This window comes from Mesorhizobium sp. P2_D5, assembly GCF_056404355.1.
In genome coordinates, this window is the sequence record NZ_JBFUEE010000007.1 from 140,915 (window position 1) to 160,249 (window position 19,335).

Consider the following 19,335-nt stretch of genomic DNA (forward strand, 5'->3'; position numbering starts at 1 on the left):
CTAGAAAATCGCGCCCTGATAGAGCACCGTCTCGGCCTCTTCAGGCGTAAACCGGCGGGCCAGCGTGCGAAACGCGCTGTGCACGCCGTCGCGGTCGATGTTGCAGCTTCTGAGATGCCGCACCGCCAGCGTCGGATCGAAGGCGCTGCGGCCATGCATGACACGCTGATTGTCGAAGACCAGCACCTCGCCCGGCTGCAGCTGGTGCTGGAACTGGTTTTGCGGATCGCAGATCAGCCGCGTCAGTTCGGCCAGCGCCTCGATCACGCCATCGATTTCATCCTCTGAGGCCGTCTGTGGCGCCAGGCAGCGGTCGTTGTAGCGGACGCCGGTGACGACCCCGGTTGCATCGAGGCTGATGACATGTGCCTCGGCACTGAAGAACACCTCGCCCGCATGCTCGCGATGAAAGGTGACGCCGTGCCGCGTCAACAGATCGAACAGTTCCGGCGTCTGCGTCCGCATCAGCGCGGCAACATGGAAGCCGTCAACCATCAGGGAGGTGCCGCCGCTGCCCGCACCGGTGCGGATGGCGTGGAAGAAGATGAAGCCCGGCGGCGCATAACGGAACGGCTCGTCCGTATGCGGGATCTGCGCCCGAGCCGTCTCTCCCGCCACCCGCGCATCCGGCCGCGAGATCAGGTCGAACACCTTGCCGTAGCTGGTCTCGCGGATCGGCCCGTAGCGGCCGGCGACCCGCGCCGTCGCTTCCGTTTCTGCGGGAACCCCGGTCAGCATCGCGATGCCGTGATCGCTTAACGCCCGCAGCGAATGGAACAGCATCTCGTCGTCCTCGACAACCGCGTCGAATGAAAAGCGGCCAAGCCGCGCGGTCAGGTCGCTGCTCCACAATTGCGGCTGGAACCGGGGCGGGCCTGAGCCAGCGCCGGCATCGCCTGCCAGGAATTCAGCTCCGTAGTGCGAGACATGGCCATCATCCCAGACGACACCCACCTCGCCCGCCGTGACATTGATTGAGCTGGCTCGAACGCTTGCGGCAATATCGGCCGGTGTCAGCCATCTCTTGCCGGAGGCAGTGTTGCCACAGTCATCGCATTCGCAAGCCAGCCGCAGCCAGCGCGTCGAAAGCTTTCCAGTTCGGCCGTCCGCCAGGTCGACGACGACGCGCTGGCCTTCGGCACGCATGGCGCGGATCGGCGCGGTCGAAGTTGAATGCCTTGATGGGTGCTTTGGCGTGTCAAGCATTGCAGCGGTCCCCACGATTGAATTTCTTAAACGATCTTAGATCCCTGAAAACAGTGATTCAAACGAGTTCCCTTCGCTGACTTTTGAGTTAAACTCAATCCATGACACTCCGGGATCTTCCCCTATCCGCCTTGCGGGCGCTACTCGCCGCCGCCAGGGCTGGTAGCCTGACGCGCGCTGCCGAGGAGCTGGGCGTCACTCCAGGCGCCATCGGCCATCAGATCCGGCAGTTGGAGGAGCGGCTGGGCGTCAAACTGGTGCGGCGCGAAGGCAACGGCGTCGTGCTGACCCGCGCCGCCGAGGCCGCCCTGCCCGACATCGACCGCGGTTTTGACGCGCTGGCCTCCGGCATGCGGCGGCTGCGCTTCGAACGACGGGCCGAGACCTTCACCATCTCAGCAGATCCGTCCTTCGCCTCGCTCTGGCTCGCGCCCCACCTTAGCAGAGTGCGCGCGGCGCTGGGCAAGCTCGACGTGCGCATCGTTGCGTCCGTTGCGCTCGATACCATGCTGGAGGAAGGTGTCGACCTCGCCATCAGCTATCGCAAGAGCGCAACACCGGATCTCGCATCGCTCGACCTGTTCACCGAACGGGTGATCCCAGCCTGCGCGCCTGCATTGGTTCGCGGCCATATCAGGCCGGATGCGGCCGAGGTGCTGGACAGCATGCCGCTGTTGCACATCGATCCGACGATGGGCGACGACGTCTACCCGGCCTGGCGCGACTGGTTCAACGCCGCCGGCCAGCAACGGAAAGACATCGACCAGGGCCCACGTTTTGGGCTAACGATCGTCGCGGCACAGGCGGCGATTGCCGGCATGGGCGCATTGCTGGCCAGCGAATTGGTGCTGCGGCGTCATCTCGATCCCGGCCATCTCATCGAGATTGCAAGGGATGTGCCGGCGTTGATGATCAGGCGCCGCCTCGTCTGGCCGCAGCATAGCCCGAAGGCGCGCCGCGCCGCAGCCGTCGCCGTCGAACTGGCAGCAATTGCCGATATCGGCATCGATGGCGCCCTGCCCGCGTGAGCCCGACTTAACGCGCAAATCCGTGCAGCCGGCCGAGCAACCATTGCAATGGATTGGCGACGAAGGCGCGGGTGACGAAACTGTCGTGGGCGGCGTCCGAGGCGAGCAAGGCGACGGTGCCGGCTTCGAGGCGGCGCGGCGGATCCGAACTGGCGTCGATGCCCTGGCCCGCCAGCAACTGTCTGATTTGCGCATTGCCGGAGGCGGAAGATTTGCCATAGGCGCTGACGAAGAAGCCCTTCCTGTGGCGCCCGGCCCAGCTGGCGAAAATGTCGGCCTCGTCGAACACGGCGTCGAGCAGGATGACGCCGAGCAGACGATCGCCGATGTCGCCATTCCTGAGCACGAAGGCGGCGGGATTGTAGCCGCCGCTATAGGCGACGAGCACCACCGGCATAGCGTCGAATTTAGTCGCCTTGGCGCCGGTCAACTTGCCCAGGCCTTGCGCTGCCTCGGCCATGAACATCGCGAAGTGACCGGGCGTCCAGAAATTGCCGGCGCTCGAGTCTTGCGCGTTGCTGGCGAATTGCGGCGCCACCAGCACGGCGTTGAGGCCGGACGCTTCGACCTGCGCGACAACCCGCTGGCGGCCGACGACATCACGCTGCAAGGTGGCGCCATTGCCGTGGAAGAACACCACGATGACCGCCGGCCTAGCCGGATCGAACCCTCGTGGCGCCGCCAGCAGCGTGCTGCGGTCCGAATAGGTCTCGTCTTCCCAGTAGATGCCACCACGCGGCGAGGTGTGGCCGCGCCGGCCGTTGGCCGTCACGTCGAGAAAAGGCCCGGATCCATCGGGCAGCTTTCCCCCGTAGGGAAAGGGCGACGTCTTGAACGGCACGATGGCCGACATGGCCTTGCGCAAGCGCGCGCCCTCGCCCGACGCTGGAAACGCCGCCGCGGCCAGCAGTCCTCCGACGATGGCGCGCCGGTCGGGCATCAGGCCGTCACCAGCCGGATGGCTGGTGCCTTCGACGGCAACAGCACGGCAAAGAAGGCCGGGATGGCGACGAGATAGGCGATCGCCGCCCATTGCAGCACGGCGCCGAGGCCGAAGCTGGTGGCGACGATCGGCACGGCGGCGGAGCCAATCACCGAAAAGCAGCCGTTGATGCCCCAGGCCCAGACGAACAGATGCTCCTTGCCCAGCCGCGCCAGCCAGGTCATGGCGGTGGCCATCGGCATGCCCATCAGGAAGGCCGGCGGCGACACCAGAAGGAAGCAGAGCAGCAGCCGGACGGCATAAGGATAGGCGCCGATCCAGTCGAGCACGGGCGACAGAGTGAAGCCGTAGGCCAGCAGCAGCACGCAGATCGCCAGCAGCAGGACAGGCAACAGTGTCCGGGCACGGTTGAAGATGCGCTCGGCAAACAGGCTGCCGAGACCGGAAAACACCAGCATCGATGAGATCAGCACCGAGGCCGACACGGTCGGATTGGCGAGCGCCACGGTGAAGCGGCTGATCAGCCCGACCTCGACCATGATGTAGCCGAGGCCGAGGCAAGCGAAGTAAAGGATGGTGCCGAGCTTGCCACGCGAGCGCGAGAACACGATCCGCCAGCCGAAGATGACCGGCAGCAGCACCAGTGACGCCGCCGTGATGCAGGCGATGCCGAGCGTCGCCCAGATCAGCAGATAGCCCCAGTCGTCCTGGAACAGGTCGAGCCGGTCCAGCGTCAGCGGCAGGTCGGCGACCTTCACATAAGCGGCGAAGTAGGGCTGGTCGTTGCTCAGCGGACGCACGTCGAAGACATAGTCGCTGGCAAGCTTCGCCCAGCCGCCCGTCAAAAGCGCGTGCCAGGTCATGCGCTGCAGCGCGGTGGCCGGCAGCACGTCGGGGCCGGCATCGCCGCCAGCATCGGCGCAGGCATCGAGGGTCGGATCGGCCGGCGCGGTCGGGTCGCAGGCTGCGTTGGGAGCGGTCGGGTCGGCCGGCGCCGTCGCATCCGCGGCGGGCTGGGTCAGCGTCGCGTCCTGTCCGCTGCCAAAGATCGAGGCGCGATAGTCGTCGAGGATTTTCTGCGCCGTCGAGCCGTCATAAGGCATGCCGGGGTAGTAGACCTCTTCCCACGACATCGACTTGGTGTAGTCGCGCAGCGTCTTGATTTCCGCCGCGCTGAAGCCGCCGCGCTTGAACAGCACCGTGGTTGTCGAGAGATAGCTCGACACGGCGAAGATATCATTGGCCGCACCTTGGCGGTCGAACATCCGGGCCGCCTCGGCGATGGTGGAATAGAGCTTCAGCACCGATTTCGGCGGCTCTTCCTTGTTCCACAGGGTCACCGACAGCACGCCGCCATCGGCCAGCGCATGCATGTAGCTCAGCATCGCCTCGTGCGTGTAGGCGTATTTCTCCGAGATGGCGAAGCCGCCCGGATTGGACAGGCCGACACTGTCGGCGAGGCTGAGGTCGATGACGTCGTAGCGCTCGCCGGTGTTGGCGAGGAACAGACGCCCGTCATAGTCGATCACCTTGAGGCGCGGCTCGGCCAGGATGTCGCCTGTGACATCCTTCAGCAACGGGTCGCGGAACGCCCGCAATGTCATCGGATTGCTCTCGGCGACGGTCACCGAGGTCGATCCGGCATTGAGCGCGGCCTGGGTGGAGATGCCGCCGCCGAACTGCACGACGAACGTCCTGGGCTTCGCCTTGATGACATAGGGGTAGTGCATCGGCAGATAGCGGAAATAGACCTGCTCGGCCGGCGCCAGATTGCGCATGATGCCTTCCGGCCCGTCACCGTCGCGATACATGCCGACATAGGTGTTGGCCGGAACTTCCGGCATGCCGAAGGCGGCATTGTCGCTCAGGCCCGGCGCGAAATGCATGTAGGAACTGGCATAGACCTGCAGGTCGCCGAACGGCGAGACGCTGCGGTAGATGCGCTTGCCGTCCGGAAAGTTGCGGGCATAGGCGACGCCCTTGTATTGCGACACCGCGATGTCGGGTATGACGAGCAGGCCGGGCAGCATCAGGTAGCCGGCGATCGACAGCGCCGCGACAACCGCGCCGGCGACAACACGCTTCCAGGCGCCGAAGGCGAAGAACCACAGCAGCGAACCGGCGGCCCACAACAGCAGCGGCACGACGATGATGGTTTCAGGCGAAAACAGATACATCGACACCAGCACGACGAGGCCGGCGAGCCCGGAGCCGGTGAGGTCGGCGAAATAGACGCGACTGAAGGCGGTGCGGCTTTTCAGGAAGACGATGCCGAGGAAGAACGCGCCGGCCAGGAACGGCAGGAGATAGAGCAGGAAATTGGCCAGCAGCCGCCATTTCTGCTCGGGATCGGAGACCAGGAAGATGGCGTTGAACGGCACCGTCTGGGCAGCGAGGTTGGAGGCGACGACAAGCGGGCCGACCAGCAGCAGCGCCGCCGTGGCGGCCCCTTGCCAGTGCCTGTCGAACCAGTCCTTGCCGGCGAAGATCACGACGCTGGACAGCGAGAAGCCAAGCATGGCGAGGCTGACCACCAGGGAACCGAAATGCGACCAGCTGCCGACGGCGAACACCCGCATGACCGATATCTGCAGCGCGATGATGGCGCCGGCAATCAGCCCGATTGCGAGGTAATGCGCGAGACCAGGCGCCTCCAGTGAGGCGATGCTTGGTCGGGAGATCGGTGCGACGGCTGCCATGCGGGCCTTTTTATCTGGCGGTTCAGCAAGGCCTTACCAAACGGCCGGCTCAGCTGTTGTGCGTGCCGACGATCTGGTCGCCTTCCATCTTGGTGAAGGGCACGAAAGGCACCACCTTGCCATTATAGATGTCCGAGCGGACGATGTTGAACGTGCCGTCGGCGAGCTCTTCTTTGATCACCTTGAGCACATGCTGGGCGCCTGGCGGACCGACCGGGATGACCATGACGCCATTCGGCTTGAGCTGCTGCAACAGCGACGGCGGAATGTGGTCGATGCCGCAGGTGACGATGATCTTGTCGAACGCCCCAACGCTTTCCCAGCCGTAATAGCCATCGGCGTTGCGGCTGGTGACCGAGCCGAACTCGCTGTAGCCGCGCTCGATCAGCGCGTCATAGGTGCGGCGGGTGCGCTGCGCCAGCGGATTGATGATCTCGATCGTGTGCACCTTGTCGGTCAAATTGGCCAGATAGGCCGACTGGTAGCCGGAGCCGGTGCCGATCTCGAGCACGGATTCGCCGAGCTTGACGTCGATGGCCGTCGTCATGCGTCCGACCAGATGCGGGCCGGAAATGGTCACGCCATAGCCGATGTCGAGGAAGGCGTGATCATAGGCACGCGCCAGATTCTGCGGCAGGACGAACTCCTCGCGCGGCGTCAACAGGAAGGCGCGCTTGTTGCGGTCGTCCAGCACGTCCTTGTTGTAGACCATGATCTGGAAGCGATCGAAGCGCTCGGCCAGCAACTTCGGGTCCTCGCCTCGATTGGCCACCATCCACTCGATGAACGCCTTCTTGTCGTTCACCGGCACTTCGGCGTTGCGATCATACGGCACCGGCACACTAGCCCTAGCGGCGCCAGGAAGAATGGAAAATGCCGCCGCCCCCGCCGACAGCGTCAAGAAGTCCCGACGCTTCATTAAAAAGCCTCCAAAAGTGGCCTTTGCCACCTCAAACCCAAGCATTTCAATCCGATTGCACTGCCTCCCAAAACGAGTCAATGGCCGTCGAGGGGCGACCGTCCGGGCGATGAATTTGTGGCAGGCGGGCAACAGTTTTGCCGATGCCGACGGCCTGTTCAGCAGCACTCAATGGCGCGCGACATTGTCGCATGACTCGCTGAACGGCCTTTTTGGTAAATTAGCAAAGGCTGTTTTGCTTGACTTGGGCGGCAAAAACAGGCAGCAAAACAGGATTGGAGGGGCTCCAATGCCGCGTTGATGGTCGTGGACAAGCCTTTTGAGGCAAAAAGTCCACGTCGTTCGTTTGGTTTTGAGAGGGATTGATTAACCAACTTTGTCCATATTTTGAAGCAATCGGCAACTAACGACAGGCGCGATAAACGCGTCGGGGACCACCTGGGATCACTCACAGAATGGTCGTCGCGGCTATGACAGCCGCGGACGTGGGAGCCGATTGGAGCAAGATTGGTGCATGGCGTTCTTGAGTAAAAAAATTGGCGGGGACGAGCGTTGGGACGGCGAGACCGCCTGCGACGCGCCACGGTCCTCTTCCTTCAACCCTGAACGGATCGTCCGCTGGGTCGCGGTGCCCGGTGTCAGCGCGGCCATTGGCCTGTGGCTGGTCGGTACCATGGCTGGCCTGAGTTCCGTCGGCGCCTCGCTGTCGGCGACATCAGGCGGCCTGCCGCAGACGCTTTCGATGCCGGGGGCGCTTGCCCTTGCCGATCCGTTGAAGCAGCGCTTTCTGAGATCTTCGGCGCCGTTCGTGCTGGCCAGTGCCCATGGCGGCACGCAGGCGCTGCACGATCATTCCGTGCAATGCGGCGCGAGTTGCTTCAAGCTGGCTGCGTTAAACCCGCAGGCTGAGAAATCCGCTCGCCTCGTGGTGCAGGCAAAGCCAGCCCCGATGGTTGTAAAGTCGAAATCGCAAGAGCGTTTCGAGCGCATGGAGGCGTCGCTGTCGCCGGCCAAACTCGCCGTTGCCTTTGCCGGGGCCGGAAAACCTGTCGTCGCGGCCGACGCATCCGCGCGCCCGGTCATTTCCACCCTTGCGCCGCAAATTGCTGAAGCGTCCCTGGTCCCGTCCGTCAAGGTCATGGCCAGCCTGTCGGATGACATGCCGGCTCCAGCGGCCGAACGCTTCGCCCGGATGGATACCGGCTCCGTCGTCGTGCAGACGGCGCCGCAGCCGATGGGCTTTGCCCAGTCGGACGCACAGACGCCAGACAACGCACAGTTGGCGCTTGCCCTCGTCCAGTCGCTGCCGGTCGACGACGAGGCGTTCGCCTCGCCACTACCTATGACCGAGTCCTCGGCCGATGTCGCGGTTTCGCCTGTCGAAACCCAGGAGGCACAGCCCGGCGATGCAGCTTCCCTGCCGGATGCGCTGACCGACGACGTGCCGTTGCCGACCCGGCGCCCGCAATTCGACGCGCCACAGCAGCCCAAGGTCGTACAGCAGTCGACGAAACCCATCCAGCAACCGTCGAAACCCATCCAGCAACAGTCGAAGCCCGTCCAGCAGCAGAAGCCCGCCCGTGAGATGGTTCAACAGGCCCAGCCCTCCAGGCCGGCGCGGCAAGGCAGGTCCGGCGAGGGCGACGTGCTGGCCTATGCCAAGCCCGACACACCTTCCGGCGGCCTTGGCCAGGCATTCAAGAACCTGTTCAACTCGCCGGGCTCCACGAGCGGAGCCAGCAATGGCGTCGCCGTCTACGATATCAGCGCCAAGACCGTCTACATGCCTGACGGCTCGAGGCTCGAGGCGCATTCGGGCGTCGGCGCCATGGCGGACCAGCCGCGCTATGCCGATCAGAAGAACCGCGGACCGACACCGCCCAACACCTACAATCTGTCGCTGCGCGAGTCGCGCTTTCATGGTGTGGAGGCTTTGCGCCTGACACCGGTCGATGGCCGCAACAAATACAATCGCGACGGCCTGCTGGCCCATACCTACCTGCTTCGGGGCCGCTACGCCCAGTCGAGCGGTTGCGTCGCCTTCAAGGACTATGCGCGCTTCCTCGCCGCCTTCAAGAAGGGCAAAATCAAGCGCCTCGTTGTGGTGCCGCGCCTGTCGTCTTCGCCGACGCAGGTCGCATCCGCCGCCAGGGGCGCGTAATACCAAGAAGCATTCGGCCGCACTTTCTGCCCTGCTCCTGACAGCCTACTGTCAGGAGCAGCGTTGTCCAATACGCCTCTCCCCATCGCGCTCTTTCCATTTTGGCCGGGAAATCCCATATTCGGGACATGGCCAAATCCCCCGACAAAAAAACGCCGCCGACGGCGAGTGACGACCGCGCCGCCCCGAAGCGGCGCAGCCCGCTGACCGATTTCCTCGACGCCTCGGAGCCGCTGCACAAGGGCGGCTTTGCCGAGATCCCGCAGGCCGAACTGTCGGGCACGCCGCTGGCTGGTTCGATCGCCGATTGGGCCGAGCAGATCGAGCAGGAAGCCGAGAAAGAGGGGCGCCTCGGCAGCAGGAGCGACGGCGGCAAATCGCCGAAGCCATCGAAAAAGATTCCCGAGCGCTCGTCGTCGCCCGGCCGCACCGCGCGCGGCACCTCGATGGGTGGCGCGGCAACAGCAAGAGAGCGCACGGCCGCCGGCCTCAACCCGGTCGCCGGCCTCGACATCTCGCTGGAAGAAGCCGAGACGATGACCTCGAGCGGCGTCACCGCTACGGTGGCCGCGTTGTCAGCGCTGATCGAATCCGGCAATCCCCTGCACAAGGATGGCGTGTTGTGGACGCCGCACCGCCCTGCCCGCCCGGAAAAATCCGAAGGCGGCATCGCCATCAAGATGGTGTCGGATTTCGAACCGGCCGGCGACCAGCCGACGGCGATCAAGGACCTGGTCGAGGGCGTCGACAACAGCGATCGTACGCAGGTGCTGCTCGGAGTCACCGGCTCCGGAAAAACCTTCACTATGGCCAAGGTGATCGAGGAGACGCAGCGTCCTGCCCTGATCCTGGCGCCGAACAAGACGCTGGCCGCGCAACTCTATTCCGAGTTCAAGAAATTCTTCCCGGAAAACGCCGTCGAGTATTTCGTCTCCTACTACGACTATTACCAGCCGGAGGCCTACGTTCCGCGCACCGACACCTTCATCGAGAAGGAATCCTCGATCAACGAGCAGATCGACCGCATGCGCCATTCGGCGACGCGCTCGCTGCTCGAGCGCGACGACGTCATCATCGTTGCCTCGGTGTCTTGCATCTACGGTATCGGTTCGGTCGAGACCTACACGGCAATGACCTTCCAGATGCAGATCGGCGACCGGCTCGACCAGCGCGCGCTGCTCGCCGACCTCGTCGCGCAGCAGTACAAGCGCCAGGACGTCAACTTCGTCCGCGGCTCGTTCCGCGTGCGCGGCGATACGATCGAGATCTTTCCGGCCCACCTTGAGGATCGCGCCTGGCGCATCTCGATGTTCGGCGACGAGATCGAGCAGATCACCGAGTTCGACCCGCTGACCGGCCAGAAGACCGGCGAGTTGAAGAGCGTCAAGATCTACGCCAACTCGCACTATGTGACGCCGCGCCCGACCCTCAACCAGGCGATCAAGTCGATCAAGGAAGAGCTCAAGCACCGGCTGGTGGAACTTGAGCGCGCCGGCCGGCTGCTCGAAGCTCAACGGCTGGAACAGCGCTGCCGCTTCGATCTGGAGATGCTCGAAGCCACCGGCTCCTGCGCCGGCATCGAGAACTATTCGCGCTATCTCACCGGCCGCCAGCCGGGCGATCCGCCGCCGACACTGTTCGAATACATTCCCGACAATGCGCTGGTCTTCATCGACGAAAGCCACGTCACCGTGCCGCAGATCGGCGGCATGTATCGCGGCGACTTCAGGCGCAAGGCGACGCTGGCAGAGTATGGCTTCCGCCTGCCGTCCTGCATGGACAACCGGCCGCTGCGCTTCGAGGAATGGGATGCCATGCGCCCGCTCTCCGTCGCCGTCTCGGCAACACCGGGCGGCTGGGAGATGGAACAGGCCGGCGGCGTCTTCGCCGAGCAGGTCATCCGCCCGACCGGGCTGATCGATCCGCCGGTCGAAGTGCGCCCGGCCAAGAGCCAGGTCGACGATGTCGTCGGCGAGATCCGCGACACCACCAAAGCCGGCTACCGCACGCTGGTGACCGTGCTGACCAAACGGATGGCCGAGGACCTCACCGAATATCTGCACGAGCAAGGCATCCGCGTGCGCTACATGCACTCCGACATCGACACGCTGGAGCGCATCGAGATCCTGCGCGACCTGCGCCTCGGCGCCTTCGACGTGCTGGTTGGCATCAACCTGTTGCGTGAGGGCCTCGACATTCCCGAATGCGGCTTCGTCGCCATTCTCGATGCCGACAAGGAGGGTTTCCTGCGCTCGGAAACCTCGCTGATCCAGACCATTGGCCGCGCCGCCAGAAACGTCGACGGCAAGGTCATCCTCTATGCCGACCAGGTCACCGGCTCGATGGAACGGGCGATGGCCGAAACCGGCCGCCGCCGCGAAAAGCAGATGGAGTGGAACGCGGCCAACGGCATCACCCCGGAATCGGTCAAGTCGCGCATCTCGGACATCCTGGATTCGGTCTACGAGAAGGACCATGTCCGCGCCGACATCTCGCAGTTCACCGACAGCGCCGGCGCCATGATGGGCAACAATCTCAAGGCCCATCTCGACGCCATGGACAAGCAGATGCGCGACGCCGCCGCCAATCTCGATTTCGAGAAGGCGGCCCGCATCCGCGACGAGATCAAGCGGCTGCGCGAGATGGAACTGTCGATCTCCGAAGACCCGCTGGCGCGCGAGATGGAAGGCCAAAGTCCCGCCTCGGGCCGCGAAAAGGGCAAGCACAACAAGGGCGTGGCCAAACATCGTACGACGGAGGAACAGGAGCGTTTCCGCAAGCTCGACGCAGCACGTGCCGCCGAAGAGGCGGCCAAGGCTGCCCGGCCCAACCTCTTCCGCAAGCCGTCGCTCGACGCCATGGGTCCGGGCACCGACATGCCCACGCCCGCAGGCGCGGTGTCCCGTTCGCTGTTCAAGAAGCAGTCGGCCGAAGAGGCGCACGGTTCTGATTTCGGCATTCCCGGTGACACGACCAAACCGCTGTTCAAGAAGAACTCGCTGGATGAGATGACGGTGCGGCGGACCGAGACACCCATCGAGGGCGACAAACCGGTCAAGCGCGAGCGCGCCGGCATTGGCTCCTATGAGGATCCCGGCGACGCCCGCCGCGAAAAGCGCCGGCCAGGCAAGACGGGCAGGCCGGGACGGTAGCGATCCTTCGCGCCCCTTTGACAGAAGGGCTGTCCGCCCAACACAAGTCTTTCTATCGGCAACTCTTTTCCTGGACCATGCGCCTGCCCTTGTCAGTTGCCGGTCGAAACGATACGGGCCGTGGCAGCTTCTCTCCTTCCACCTGCAAGCCCCACGGCCCTCCACACAATGAAGCCCAAGGACATCGCTGCCTACGTCTTCCTGGCCATCACCTGGGGGCTGTCGTTCCTGGTGCTGCTCAAGGTGGTGCATGCCTTCGGCTGGATCGGTGCGGTGACCTTGCGTTCGCTGATCGCCGGCATCACGCTTCTGCTGCTGGCGGTGGCAACGAGGCGCCGGCTCGACTTCAGCGCCGGCTGGTCGCACTTCGCCATTGTCGGCGCGACGACGGTCGCGGCACAGTTGATCGGCCTGTCCTATGCCACCCCGCGCATCGGCACGGCGATGGCGGCCATCCTGGTTGCCGCCATCCCGCTGTTCTCGATGATCATCGGCCAGTTGTGGGGGCTTGAGCGCATCACCGTCCGCGGGCTTGCCGGGCTGCTGCTCGGTGCCGCCGGTATCATCATTCTCGTCGGCTTCCCGGCAGTGCCCGTCACGACATCCTTCGCGCTAGGTTGTGCCGCATCGCTGTTCAGTTCCTTCTCGGCGGCCTTCGGCAGCAACTATGCCAACCGCCATCTGCGCTCGGCCGGCTCGCTCGAACTCACCAGCGCCGCCTTCCTCTTCGGCGGGCTGATGACGCTGCCGCTCCTACTGGCCGTGCCGGTGCCGGCGATGCCGCGCGCCATCGACTTCCTCTATCTCGCCATCCTTGCCTGCGTCATGAGCGCAATGACCTATGTCGTCTATTTCCGCCTGGTCGCCAGCATCGGCGCCACCAGGACGATCAGCGTCGAGTTTGCCGTGACCGTGATCGCCGTGCTGGTCGGCACGGTCATGCTCGGCGAGTCGCTGACCCTCATCCAGGCCTTCGGCGCGGTGGCGATCATCGCCGGCTGCGTGCTGGTGCTGGACCCGTTCCCGCGCCGGATGAAAGCGGCAGCCTTGCCATCGGCCTCGCCCTTGGTGTAGTCATCTCCCGTACTCGAACGTCTTGAAAGGAGGGCTCACGTGTTTACGTTTTTTCGTCACCATCGTCAGCGTGGCCCGATTTCTGCCCTGCGAGCTAGCTTGCAGGGCTGACCAGGGACGGTCCGGGTTTTTCCCGCTTCGATTTTATTGGTCTGCCCTTCGTGGTGTTGCAACGCCGAGCCTGATGGCCTGCACGCGCACCGTCAAAGTGCATTGAACCGGACTTGGCTCCGGCAAGACCAGAGAAATCAAAATGGCCCTGATCAGCCTCAAATCCCTCGGCGTCACCATGAGTGCGCCGCTCTTTGCCAATCTCGACCTCACCATCGGCACCGGCGACCGGCTCGGCATCGTTGCCGCCAATGGCCGCGGCAAGTCGACCTTGCTGAAATGCTTGACTGGCGAGATGGAGCCGACCTTTGGCGACATCAGCCGCACGCGCGGCCTGTGCGTCGGCCATGTCGAACAGTCCGTTGCATCGGCCCTTCTCGACCGTACGTTCCACCAGGTGGTGGCCGATGCCTTGCCGCCTGAGCAGGCCGAAAGCGAGATGTGGCGCGTCGACGTCGTTCTCGATTCGCTCGACGTGCCCGAGCCGATGCGCGAACGGCAAATGCAGGCGCTGAGCGGCGGCTGGCAGCGGCTTGCGCTGATCGCCCGCGTCTGGGTCACCGATCCGGATGTGCTGCTGCTCGACGAGCCGACCAACCATCTCGACCTGGCCAGGATCAGCCAGCTCGAAACCTGGCTGAACACGCTGCCGCGCGAGGTGCCCGTCGTCGTCGCCAGCCACGACCGCGCCTTCCTCGACGCCACCACCAACCGGACCCTCTTCCTACGCCCGGAACAGTCGCCGGTGTTTGCCCTGCCCTACTCCAGGGCAAGGCAGGCTCTCGACGACGTCGACGCCTCGACCGAGCGCAAGTTCCAGCGCGACATGAAGGTAGCGCAGCAATTGCGCCGGCAGGCCGCCAAGCTCAACAACATCGGCATCAATTCGGGCAGTGACTTGCTGACGGTCAAGACCAAGCAGCTCAATCAACGCGCCGAGCGCCTGGAAGAGGCGGCTGCCCCGGCGCATCGCGAGAAATCGGCTGGCGCGATCAAGCTCGCCAATCGGGGCACCCACGCAAAGGTGCTAATCACGCTCGAGGACGCCGCAGTGGAAACCCCTGATGGAACGCTGCTGTTCAGGACCGGCAAGCGCCACATCTGCCAGGGCGATCGCATTGTCCTGCTCGGCTGCAATGGCGTCGGCAAGTCGCGCTTCGTCACCCTGATCCGCAACGCCATCCTCGAGCCAGAGGCGGTGCAGAACGTGAAGGTGACGCCGTCGACCGTGCTTGGCTATAGCGACCAGGCGCTGTCGGGCATCGGCGGCGACGACACGCCGCTGGCGATGGTCTCGCGCCGCTACGATGTTGGCGAACAGCGCGCCCGCTCGCTGCTCGCCGGCGCCGGCGTCGGCATCGATATGCAGGAGCGACGGATCCGCGTGCTGTCCGGCGGTCAGAAGACGCGGCTGATGATGCTGGCGCTCAGGCTCGCCAACCCCAATTTCTATCTGCTCGACGAGCCGACCAACCATCTCGACATAGACGGCCAGGAAGCGCTGGAAGCGGAGCTGCTGGAGCATCAGGCAAGTTGCGTGCTCGCCTCGCATGACCGCTCCTTCATCCGCGCCATCGGCAACCGCTTCTGGCTGATCGAGAAGCGGCGGCTGACCGAAGTCGAGGATCCCGAGGACTTCTTCCGCTCGGTGGCCGAAGCGGGTGGCTGAGGGTTGGCGGCAGGATGAAACGCCAATCGTATCATGGCATGAGACGTTCTCTTGACTTCCGAGACGTATCATGCAAAGATACGTATATCGGATACGGCAGATGATACGCTCGTTCAAGGACAAGACCAGCGAGGCCGTATCAAACGGCAAGGCTCCGAAGGGTTTCCCGTCGGACCTAGTCCGATCAGCCCAGCGGAAGCTGTTCATGATCGACAATGCCGCCGAACTATCAGACCTGAAGACGCCTCCAGGCAACAGGCTTGAGCCGCTGAGAGGCAACCGTGCGGGTCAGCACTCGATCCGCATCAACGATCAATTTCGCATCTGCTTTCGCTGGGTGGACGGGCAGGCCGAGGATGTGGAAATAACCGACTACCATTGAGGTTTCAAATGCTGAACATCAATCCATTTATCCATCCCGGAGAAATCCTCCGCGAGGAATATCTCGTACCGCTTGGCCTGAGGCCTTACACATTGGCCAAGAAGCTGCATGTGCCGCGCACGCGCATCGAGCGCCTGGCCAGCGAGACGACACCGGTAACGCCCGACACCGCTCTGCGCCTCGCGAAGTTCTTTGGAACCACGCCGCAGTTCTGGATGAACATGCAGGCGAGCTACGACCTTGCTGTCGAGGGAGAGGCCAAGAAGGCAGATATTGAAACGATCGAAAGCCTGGAGACTGCGGCTTGAGGTAGGCGGCCCGCCTCGAGCCACCGACGGTGCAGCGAAAAAAGGTTCCGACGATCTGTCGGATCGCCTCAGCCTGCCGCGTCCTTGGGATGCCGACACGATGATGTCGGCGCCAACCCAGGGAGATCATGTCATGTCGGTTCTTTCATCCATCGGTCGCATCGCAACCCAATATGCGGCGGCACGTGCCCGCCATCGCAGCGAACGCATCCTGCTCTCGCTGCCCGCCGAATTGCGCAAGGACATCGGCTTTCCGGAACTCTTCGACGCGCAGAACAGCCGCCGCGCGGCCACCTTCTCGGCCAAGGTCATATGACCGCGACCAGCCTGCCTCTGCCTCTGTCGCTCAATCCCGCCGGTTGCCCGGTCTGTCCGGGCCCGGCCGAGAAAAATTTCGCGGCCCTGTAGGATTGCCGTCACCTCATGCGTCCTATGGTTGGCAAGGCCAAGCCAAACGCAAAGAGGAGCAAGACATGACTGACCAGACCCCCGTTCAGCCCGCGCCGAAAGTGCTCGGCGGATTAACCCCCTATCTGCAGGTGGACGGAGCCTTCAAGGCCGCTGAATTCTACAAGAAGGCCTTCGGCGCCGAGCAGGTGTTTGCCTATCCGCCGGACGAAAAAGGCCGCACCATGCACATCCATCTCTACATCAATGGCTCGACGCTGATGCTGGGCGACGCCTACCCCGAGCACGGCCACCCGCATCAGAACCCGCAGGGCTACACCATGCAGCTGCATCTCCAGGACGACACCATCGAAAGCTGGTGGCAGCGCGCCATCGACGCCGGCTGCGAAGAAGTGGTGCCGCTGCAGGTGATGTTCTGGGGCGACCGCTGGGGCCAACTGCGTGACCCCTTTGGTGTTGCCTGGGCGATGAACGCCCCGGTGAAGTAATAGGCGAGCAACAGCACCTCTTTCCCCAGGAGTGATGCGCTCATCTGCGCCGGGTCGCATCCCTGCCGGCCCGGCGCCCGATTTTCAGCAAGAGGAATATGCCATGTCCTATGTCGATGGTTTCGTGCTTGCCGTGCCAAAGGCCAAACTCGAAGACTACAAGAGGCTGGCCAACCTCGCAGGCCCCATATGGATGGAACACGGCGCGCTCGCCTATGTCGAATGTATCGGCGACGACGTGCCCTATGGCGAGGTCACCTCGTTTCCGCGTGCCGTTCAGGCAACTGACGACGAGATCGTCGTCTTCGCCTGGGCGGTCTATGAATCCAGGCAAAGCCGAGACACGGTGATGGCCAAGGTGATGGCCGACCCGCGTTTGACACCCGATTGGGGCCCCATGCCGTTCGATATGAAGCGCATGATCTTCGGCGGCTTCCAGCCCTTCATCGAGCTTTGAGCAACTGAGCCCCCATCGCTTCGTCATCCTATGGCGGAGCAAGGAGCGAAGCGACGCGGCGCAGACCATAGGATCCATGCCGTCACGTTAAAGCATTGAAAACGGTGAAGAATTCCGTTCCGCCGCATCCTTCGATCGAGGTCCCGGAATGGATCCTCGGGTCTGCGCGACGCCGCTTCGCGGCTGCTCCGCCCGTGCATGACGAAGCTGGGGTTAATCTGCCACCCGCGCGCTAATCCAGCCTATCCAGCAGCGGCTTGAGCCGATCGCCATAGCGCTTCCATAGATCGACCGAGCCCTGATACATTGGCTGGCGCACCTGCGCGGCGGATGCCGTGCGCACCGGCCGGTCGGTCTCGTGGAACGACAGCACCGCATCGTTCCACGGCAGGCCGAGATGGGCGATAAGCGCCCGCGTCTGCCCTTCCTGGTCGGCGACGAAATCCTCATAGCGCACATCATGCACCACCCCAGGCAGCACGGCATGCCAATGCGCCATGATGTCGGTGTAGAGGTTGTGGAAATCGGCGAGTTCGCCGAGGTCGTAGCCGTAGCGATGGCTGTCGCCGCGGAAATGCACCTTGTAGATCGACAGGCACGTCGCCGCCGCGTCGCGGGCGCAATGGACGATCTTGGCTTTCGGCAACATCAGATGGAGGAAGCCGACGAGCAGGAAATTGCCCGGCATCTTGTCGGTGACATGCTTGAAGCCGGGAAAGCGGGCGTGCAGCATGTCGAGATAGGCTTCGCCAGCCTCGGCAAAAGCCTTGTCGGGCATGTCGGCGATCCCGGCCGGAAAGCCGCCCTTCATGGTCAACGGAAACTGCTTGCCTACCGCCATCTTCAGGATGTTGAGCTCGCCGGCGCCATAGACCTGGGGATGGCTGGCGATGATCTGCTCGATCAGCGTCGTGCCGGAGCGCGGCATGCCGACGACGAAGATCGGCGTGTCGTCGGCAATCGAGCTGGGCTTGTGTTTCTCGAAGAAGCCGGCATCGAAGGTTGCTTTCATGGCCTCGAATTCGGCGCGCGTCCTGGCCGCATCGTAGTCGATGCCCTTGCGGCGGATCGCGTTGCCTTCGGCGAAATAATCGAAGGCCCTGCCGTAATCCTTCAGATCGTCATTGGCCTTGCCGAGGCCGAAGGACAACTGCATGCGCGCCAGGCTATCCTGCGGCGCCTTGGCATGCTGAGCCTCCATGCCGGTCAATTCGCTGTCGCGCTCCTTCTGGCGCTTGACCTGCGTCAGCATCAGCCAGGCTCTGGCCATGCCGGGGTCGACCGCCAGCGCCTGCCGAAACAGGTCGGCGGCTTCATCGAGCTTGCCCTTTTCCATCAGCCCGACGCCCAGCCCGTGCAGCAGGTCCGCGTCCTTCGGCCGGATCGTCAGCGCCTCGCGGAAGACGGCGAGCGCCTCGTCCAGACGTCCGGCTTCTTGCAGCGTTTCGGCAAGTCCGATGCGGGCGCGGACATGGAAGGGATTGCGACTGACCGTGCCGCGATAGATCGCTTCGGCCTCCTCGAACTGGCCGAGCTGCTTCAGCGACGAGCCAAGATTGTCGCGCGCCGCGAGCTGGTCCGGCCGGATATCCACCGCACCGCGAAAGAAATCGATGGCGGCTGCGATGCGGCCGAGATCGCGCATCACCGTGCCGAAATTGTTGAGGAAATCAGGATTTGTGGGCTGCAGGCTCACCGACTGTTCGATGAGATCGAGCCCCTCTTCGCTGCGCCCGGTCTGGTGAAGCAGCAGGCCGAGGAAATGCGCCGCGGCCGCATGATTGGGCTTGCGCGCCAGTACCTGGCGGTAAAGCGCCTCGGCTTCCTGCCGTCGCCCGGCCTGGTGCAGCTGCAGGGCCTGCTGCACATACTGGTCCAGCCCCAGCGGTGGCTGTCCTCCAGCGCCAGATCTGGCTCCCGCGCCCGCCGCTCTTCTCTGATCTCTGTTAATGGGAAACCTGCCGTGTTTTTCCGCCGGCCGCGATCTAAGCAATTCCGGGAAAGGTATGAAACGGTTTTCCGTCCGGAATTGCGCCAAACAAGGAGATAGATCGGTTCGGCGTTTCAGTGAAACGATGAACCGATCTAGGCCATCGGCGCTTCAGGTTCAAGGCTCGCTTGGTATCCGTCAGCGCAGAAGCGATCAAATCAGCCGGTTGGCCTCCGCAACTTGCCTGGCACGCCGGAGCGTTCCGTCGGTATCGGCGACCCTTCGCTTTGCCGCTTCGTCACTCCTGACGGTCAGCCGCGGCGACAGGATGGGCGTTGCCGTCGCTTGTTTAGCCAATGGGCCGATCGCGACTGTAGCTCCTGCCGATGTTGTTTCGTTA

The 19,335-nt window shown here is 63.8% G+C and carries 16 protein-coding genes; 11 read left to right on the forward strand and 5 right to left on the reverse strand.

The window, feature by feature from the left end; all coding sequences use genetic code 11:
• Positions 1 to 1,206 carry a clavaminate synthase family protein gene (locus tag AC1DYW_RS26685; RefSeq protein WP_477228188.1) on the reverse strand — a complete coding sequence of 402 codons (1,206 nt, stop codon included), beginning with the start codon at positions 1,204 to 1,206 and terminating at the stop codon, positions 1 to 3.
• A gap of 101 nt (positions 1,207 to 1,307) precedes the next feature.
• Between AC1DYW_RS26685 and AC1DYW_RS26690 the strand changes: the two genes are divergently transcribed.
• Positions 1,308 to 2,234: a LysR substrate-binding domain-containing protein gene (locus AC1DYW_RS26690; RefSeq protein WP_477228189.1), complete on the forward strand. Its 927-nt coding sequence runs from the start codon at positions 1,308 to 1,310 to the stop codon at positions 2,232 to 2,234.
• Between the two features lie 7 nt (positions 2,235 to 2,241).
• Here AC1DYW_RS26690 and AC1DYW_RS26695 read toward each other — a convergent pair whose 3' ends face one another.
• Genes AC1DYW_RS26695 through AC1DYW_RS26705 form a run of 3 tightly spaced genes read right to left on the reverse strand, consistent with a single transcriptional unit; the run spans position 2,242 to position 6,711 of the window.
• Complete coding sequence (locus AC1DYW_RS26695; RefSeq protein WP_477228190.1) at positions 2,242 to 3,174, reverse strand: hypothetical protein; 933 nt, start codon at positions 3,172 to 3,174, stop codon at positions 2,242 to 2,244.
• Positions 3,174 to 5,876, reverse strand: coding sequence for a spermidine synthase family protein (locus AC1DYW_RS26700; protein ID WP_477228191.1), 2,703 nt, complete (start codon positions 5,874 to 5,876; stop codon positions 3,174 to 3,176). Before AC1DYW_RS26700 ends, AC1DYW_RS26695 begins: the two co-directional genes overlap by 1 nt.
• A 49-nt stretch (positions 5,877 to 5,925) precedes the next feature.
• Positions 5,926 to 6,711 (reverse strand): protein-L-isoaspartate O-methyltransferase family protein, encoded by a 786-nt coding sequence (locus AC1DYW_RS26705; protein ID WP_457152803.1) that lies wholly within the window; start codon positions 6,709 to 6,711, stop codon positions 5,926 to 5,928.
• 31 nt (positions 6,712 to 6,742) lie between these two features.
• Here AC1DYW_RS26705 and AC1DYW_RS26710 point away from each other — a divergent pair, with 31 nt between their 5' ends.
• The 10 genes from AC1DYW_RS26710 to AC1DYW_RS26755 all read left to right on the forward strand — a co-directional run bounded on the left by AC1DYW_RS26710 (position 6,743) and on the right by AC1DYW_RS26755 (position 17,005).
• Entirely contained in the window at positions 6,743 to 7,096 is a 354-nt protein-coding gene (locus AC1DYW_RS26710; RefSeq protein WP_457152802.1) for a hypothetical protein, read from the forward strand.
• Between the two features lie 213 nt (positions 7,097 to 7,309).
• Complete coding sequence (locus AC1DYW_RS26715) at positions 7,310 to 8,956, forward strand: DUF2778 domain-containing protein (protein WP_477228192.1); 1,647 nt, start codon at positions 7,310 to 7,312, stop codon at positions 8,954 to 8,956.
• Between the two features lie 128 nt (positions 8,957 to 9,084).
• Entirely contained in the window at positions 9,085 to 12,108 is a 3,024-nt protein-coding gene (uvrB, locus tag AC1DYW_RS26720) for an excinuclease ABC subunit UvrB (RefSeq protein WP_477228193.1), read from the forward strand.
• Positions 12,109 to 12,276: 168 nt separating this feature from the next.
• On the forward strand, positions 12,277 to 13,182 hold the full coding sequence (locus AC1DYW_RS26725; protein ID WP_477228194.1) for a DMT family transporter: 906 nt from the start codon (positions 12,277 to 12,279) through the stop codon (positions 13,180 to 13,182).
• A gap of 253 nt (positions 13,183 to 13,435) precedes the next feature.
• Positions 13,436 to 14,962: an ABC-F family ATP-binding cassette domain-containing protein gene (locus tag AC1DYW_RS26730; protein ID WP_457152797.1), complete on the forward strand. Its 1,527-nt coding sequence runs from the start codon at positions 13,436 to 13,438 to the stop codon at positions 14,960 to 14,962.
• Between the two features lie 100 nt (positions 14,963 to 15,062).
• The gene (locus tag AC1DYW_RS26735; RefSeq protein ID WP_095090884.1) at positions 15,063 to 15,344 is read left to right on the forward strand and encodes a type II toxin-antitoxin system RelE/ParE family toxin; all 282 of its coding nucleotides are present in this window, start codon (positions 15,063 to 15,065) and stop codon (positions 15,342 to 15,344) included.
• Positions 15,345 to 15,352: 8 nt separating this feature from the next.
• Positions 15,353 to 15,652, forward strand: a complete 300-nt coding sequence (locus AC1DYW_RS26740; protein ID WP_457153409.1) for a HigA family addiction module antitoxin — start codon at positions 15,353 to 15,355, stop codon at positions 15,650 to 15,652.
• Between the two features lie 133 nt (positions 15,653 to 15,785).
• Positions 15,786 to 15,968, forward strand: coding sequence for a hypothetical protein (locus AC1DYW_RS26745; protein WP_095091704.1), 183 nt, complete (start codon positions 15,786 to 15,788; stop codon positions 15,966 to 15,968).
• 157 nt (positions 15,969 to 16,125) lie between these two features.
• Entirely contained in the window at positions 16,126 to 16,548 is a 423-nt protein-coding gene (locus tag AC1DYW_RS26750; RefSeq protein WP_457153410.1) for a VOC family protein, read from the forward strand.
• A gap of 103 nt (positions 16,549 to 16,651) precedes the next feature.
• Positions 16,652 to 17,005 carry a DUF1428 domain-containing protein gene (locus tag AC1DYW_RS26755; protein WP_457153411.1) on the forward strand — a complete coding sequence of 118 codons (354 nt, stop codon included), beginning with the start codon at positions 16,652 to 16,654 and terminating at the stop codon, positions 17,003 to 17,005.
• Between the two features lie 232 nt (positions 17,006 to 17,237).
• Here AC1DYW_RS26755 and AC1DYW_RS26760 read toward each other — a convergent pair whose 3' ends face one another.
• The gene (locus AC1DYW_RS26760; protein WP_477228195.1) at positions 17,238 to 18,872 is read right to left on the reverse strand and encodes a tetratricopeptide repeat-containing sulfotransferase family protein; all 1,635 of its coding nucleotides are present in this window, start codon (positions 18,870 to 18,872) and stop codon (positions 17,238 to 17,240) included.
• Between the last annotated feature and the right edge of the window lie 463 nt (positions 18,873 to 19,335).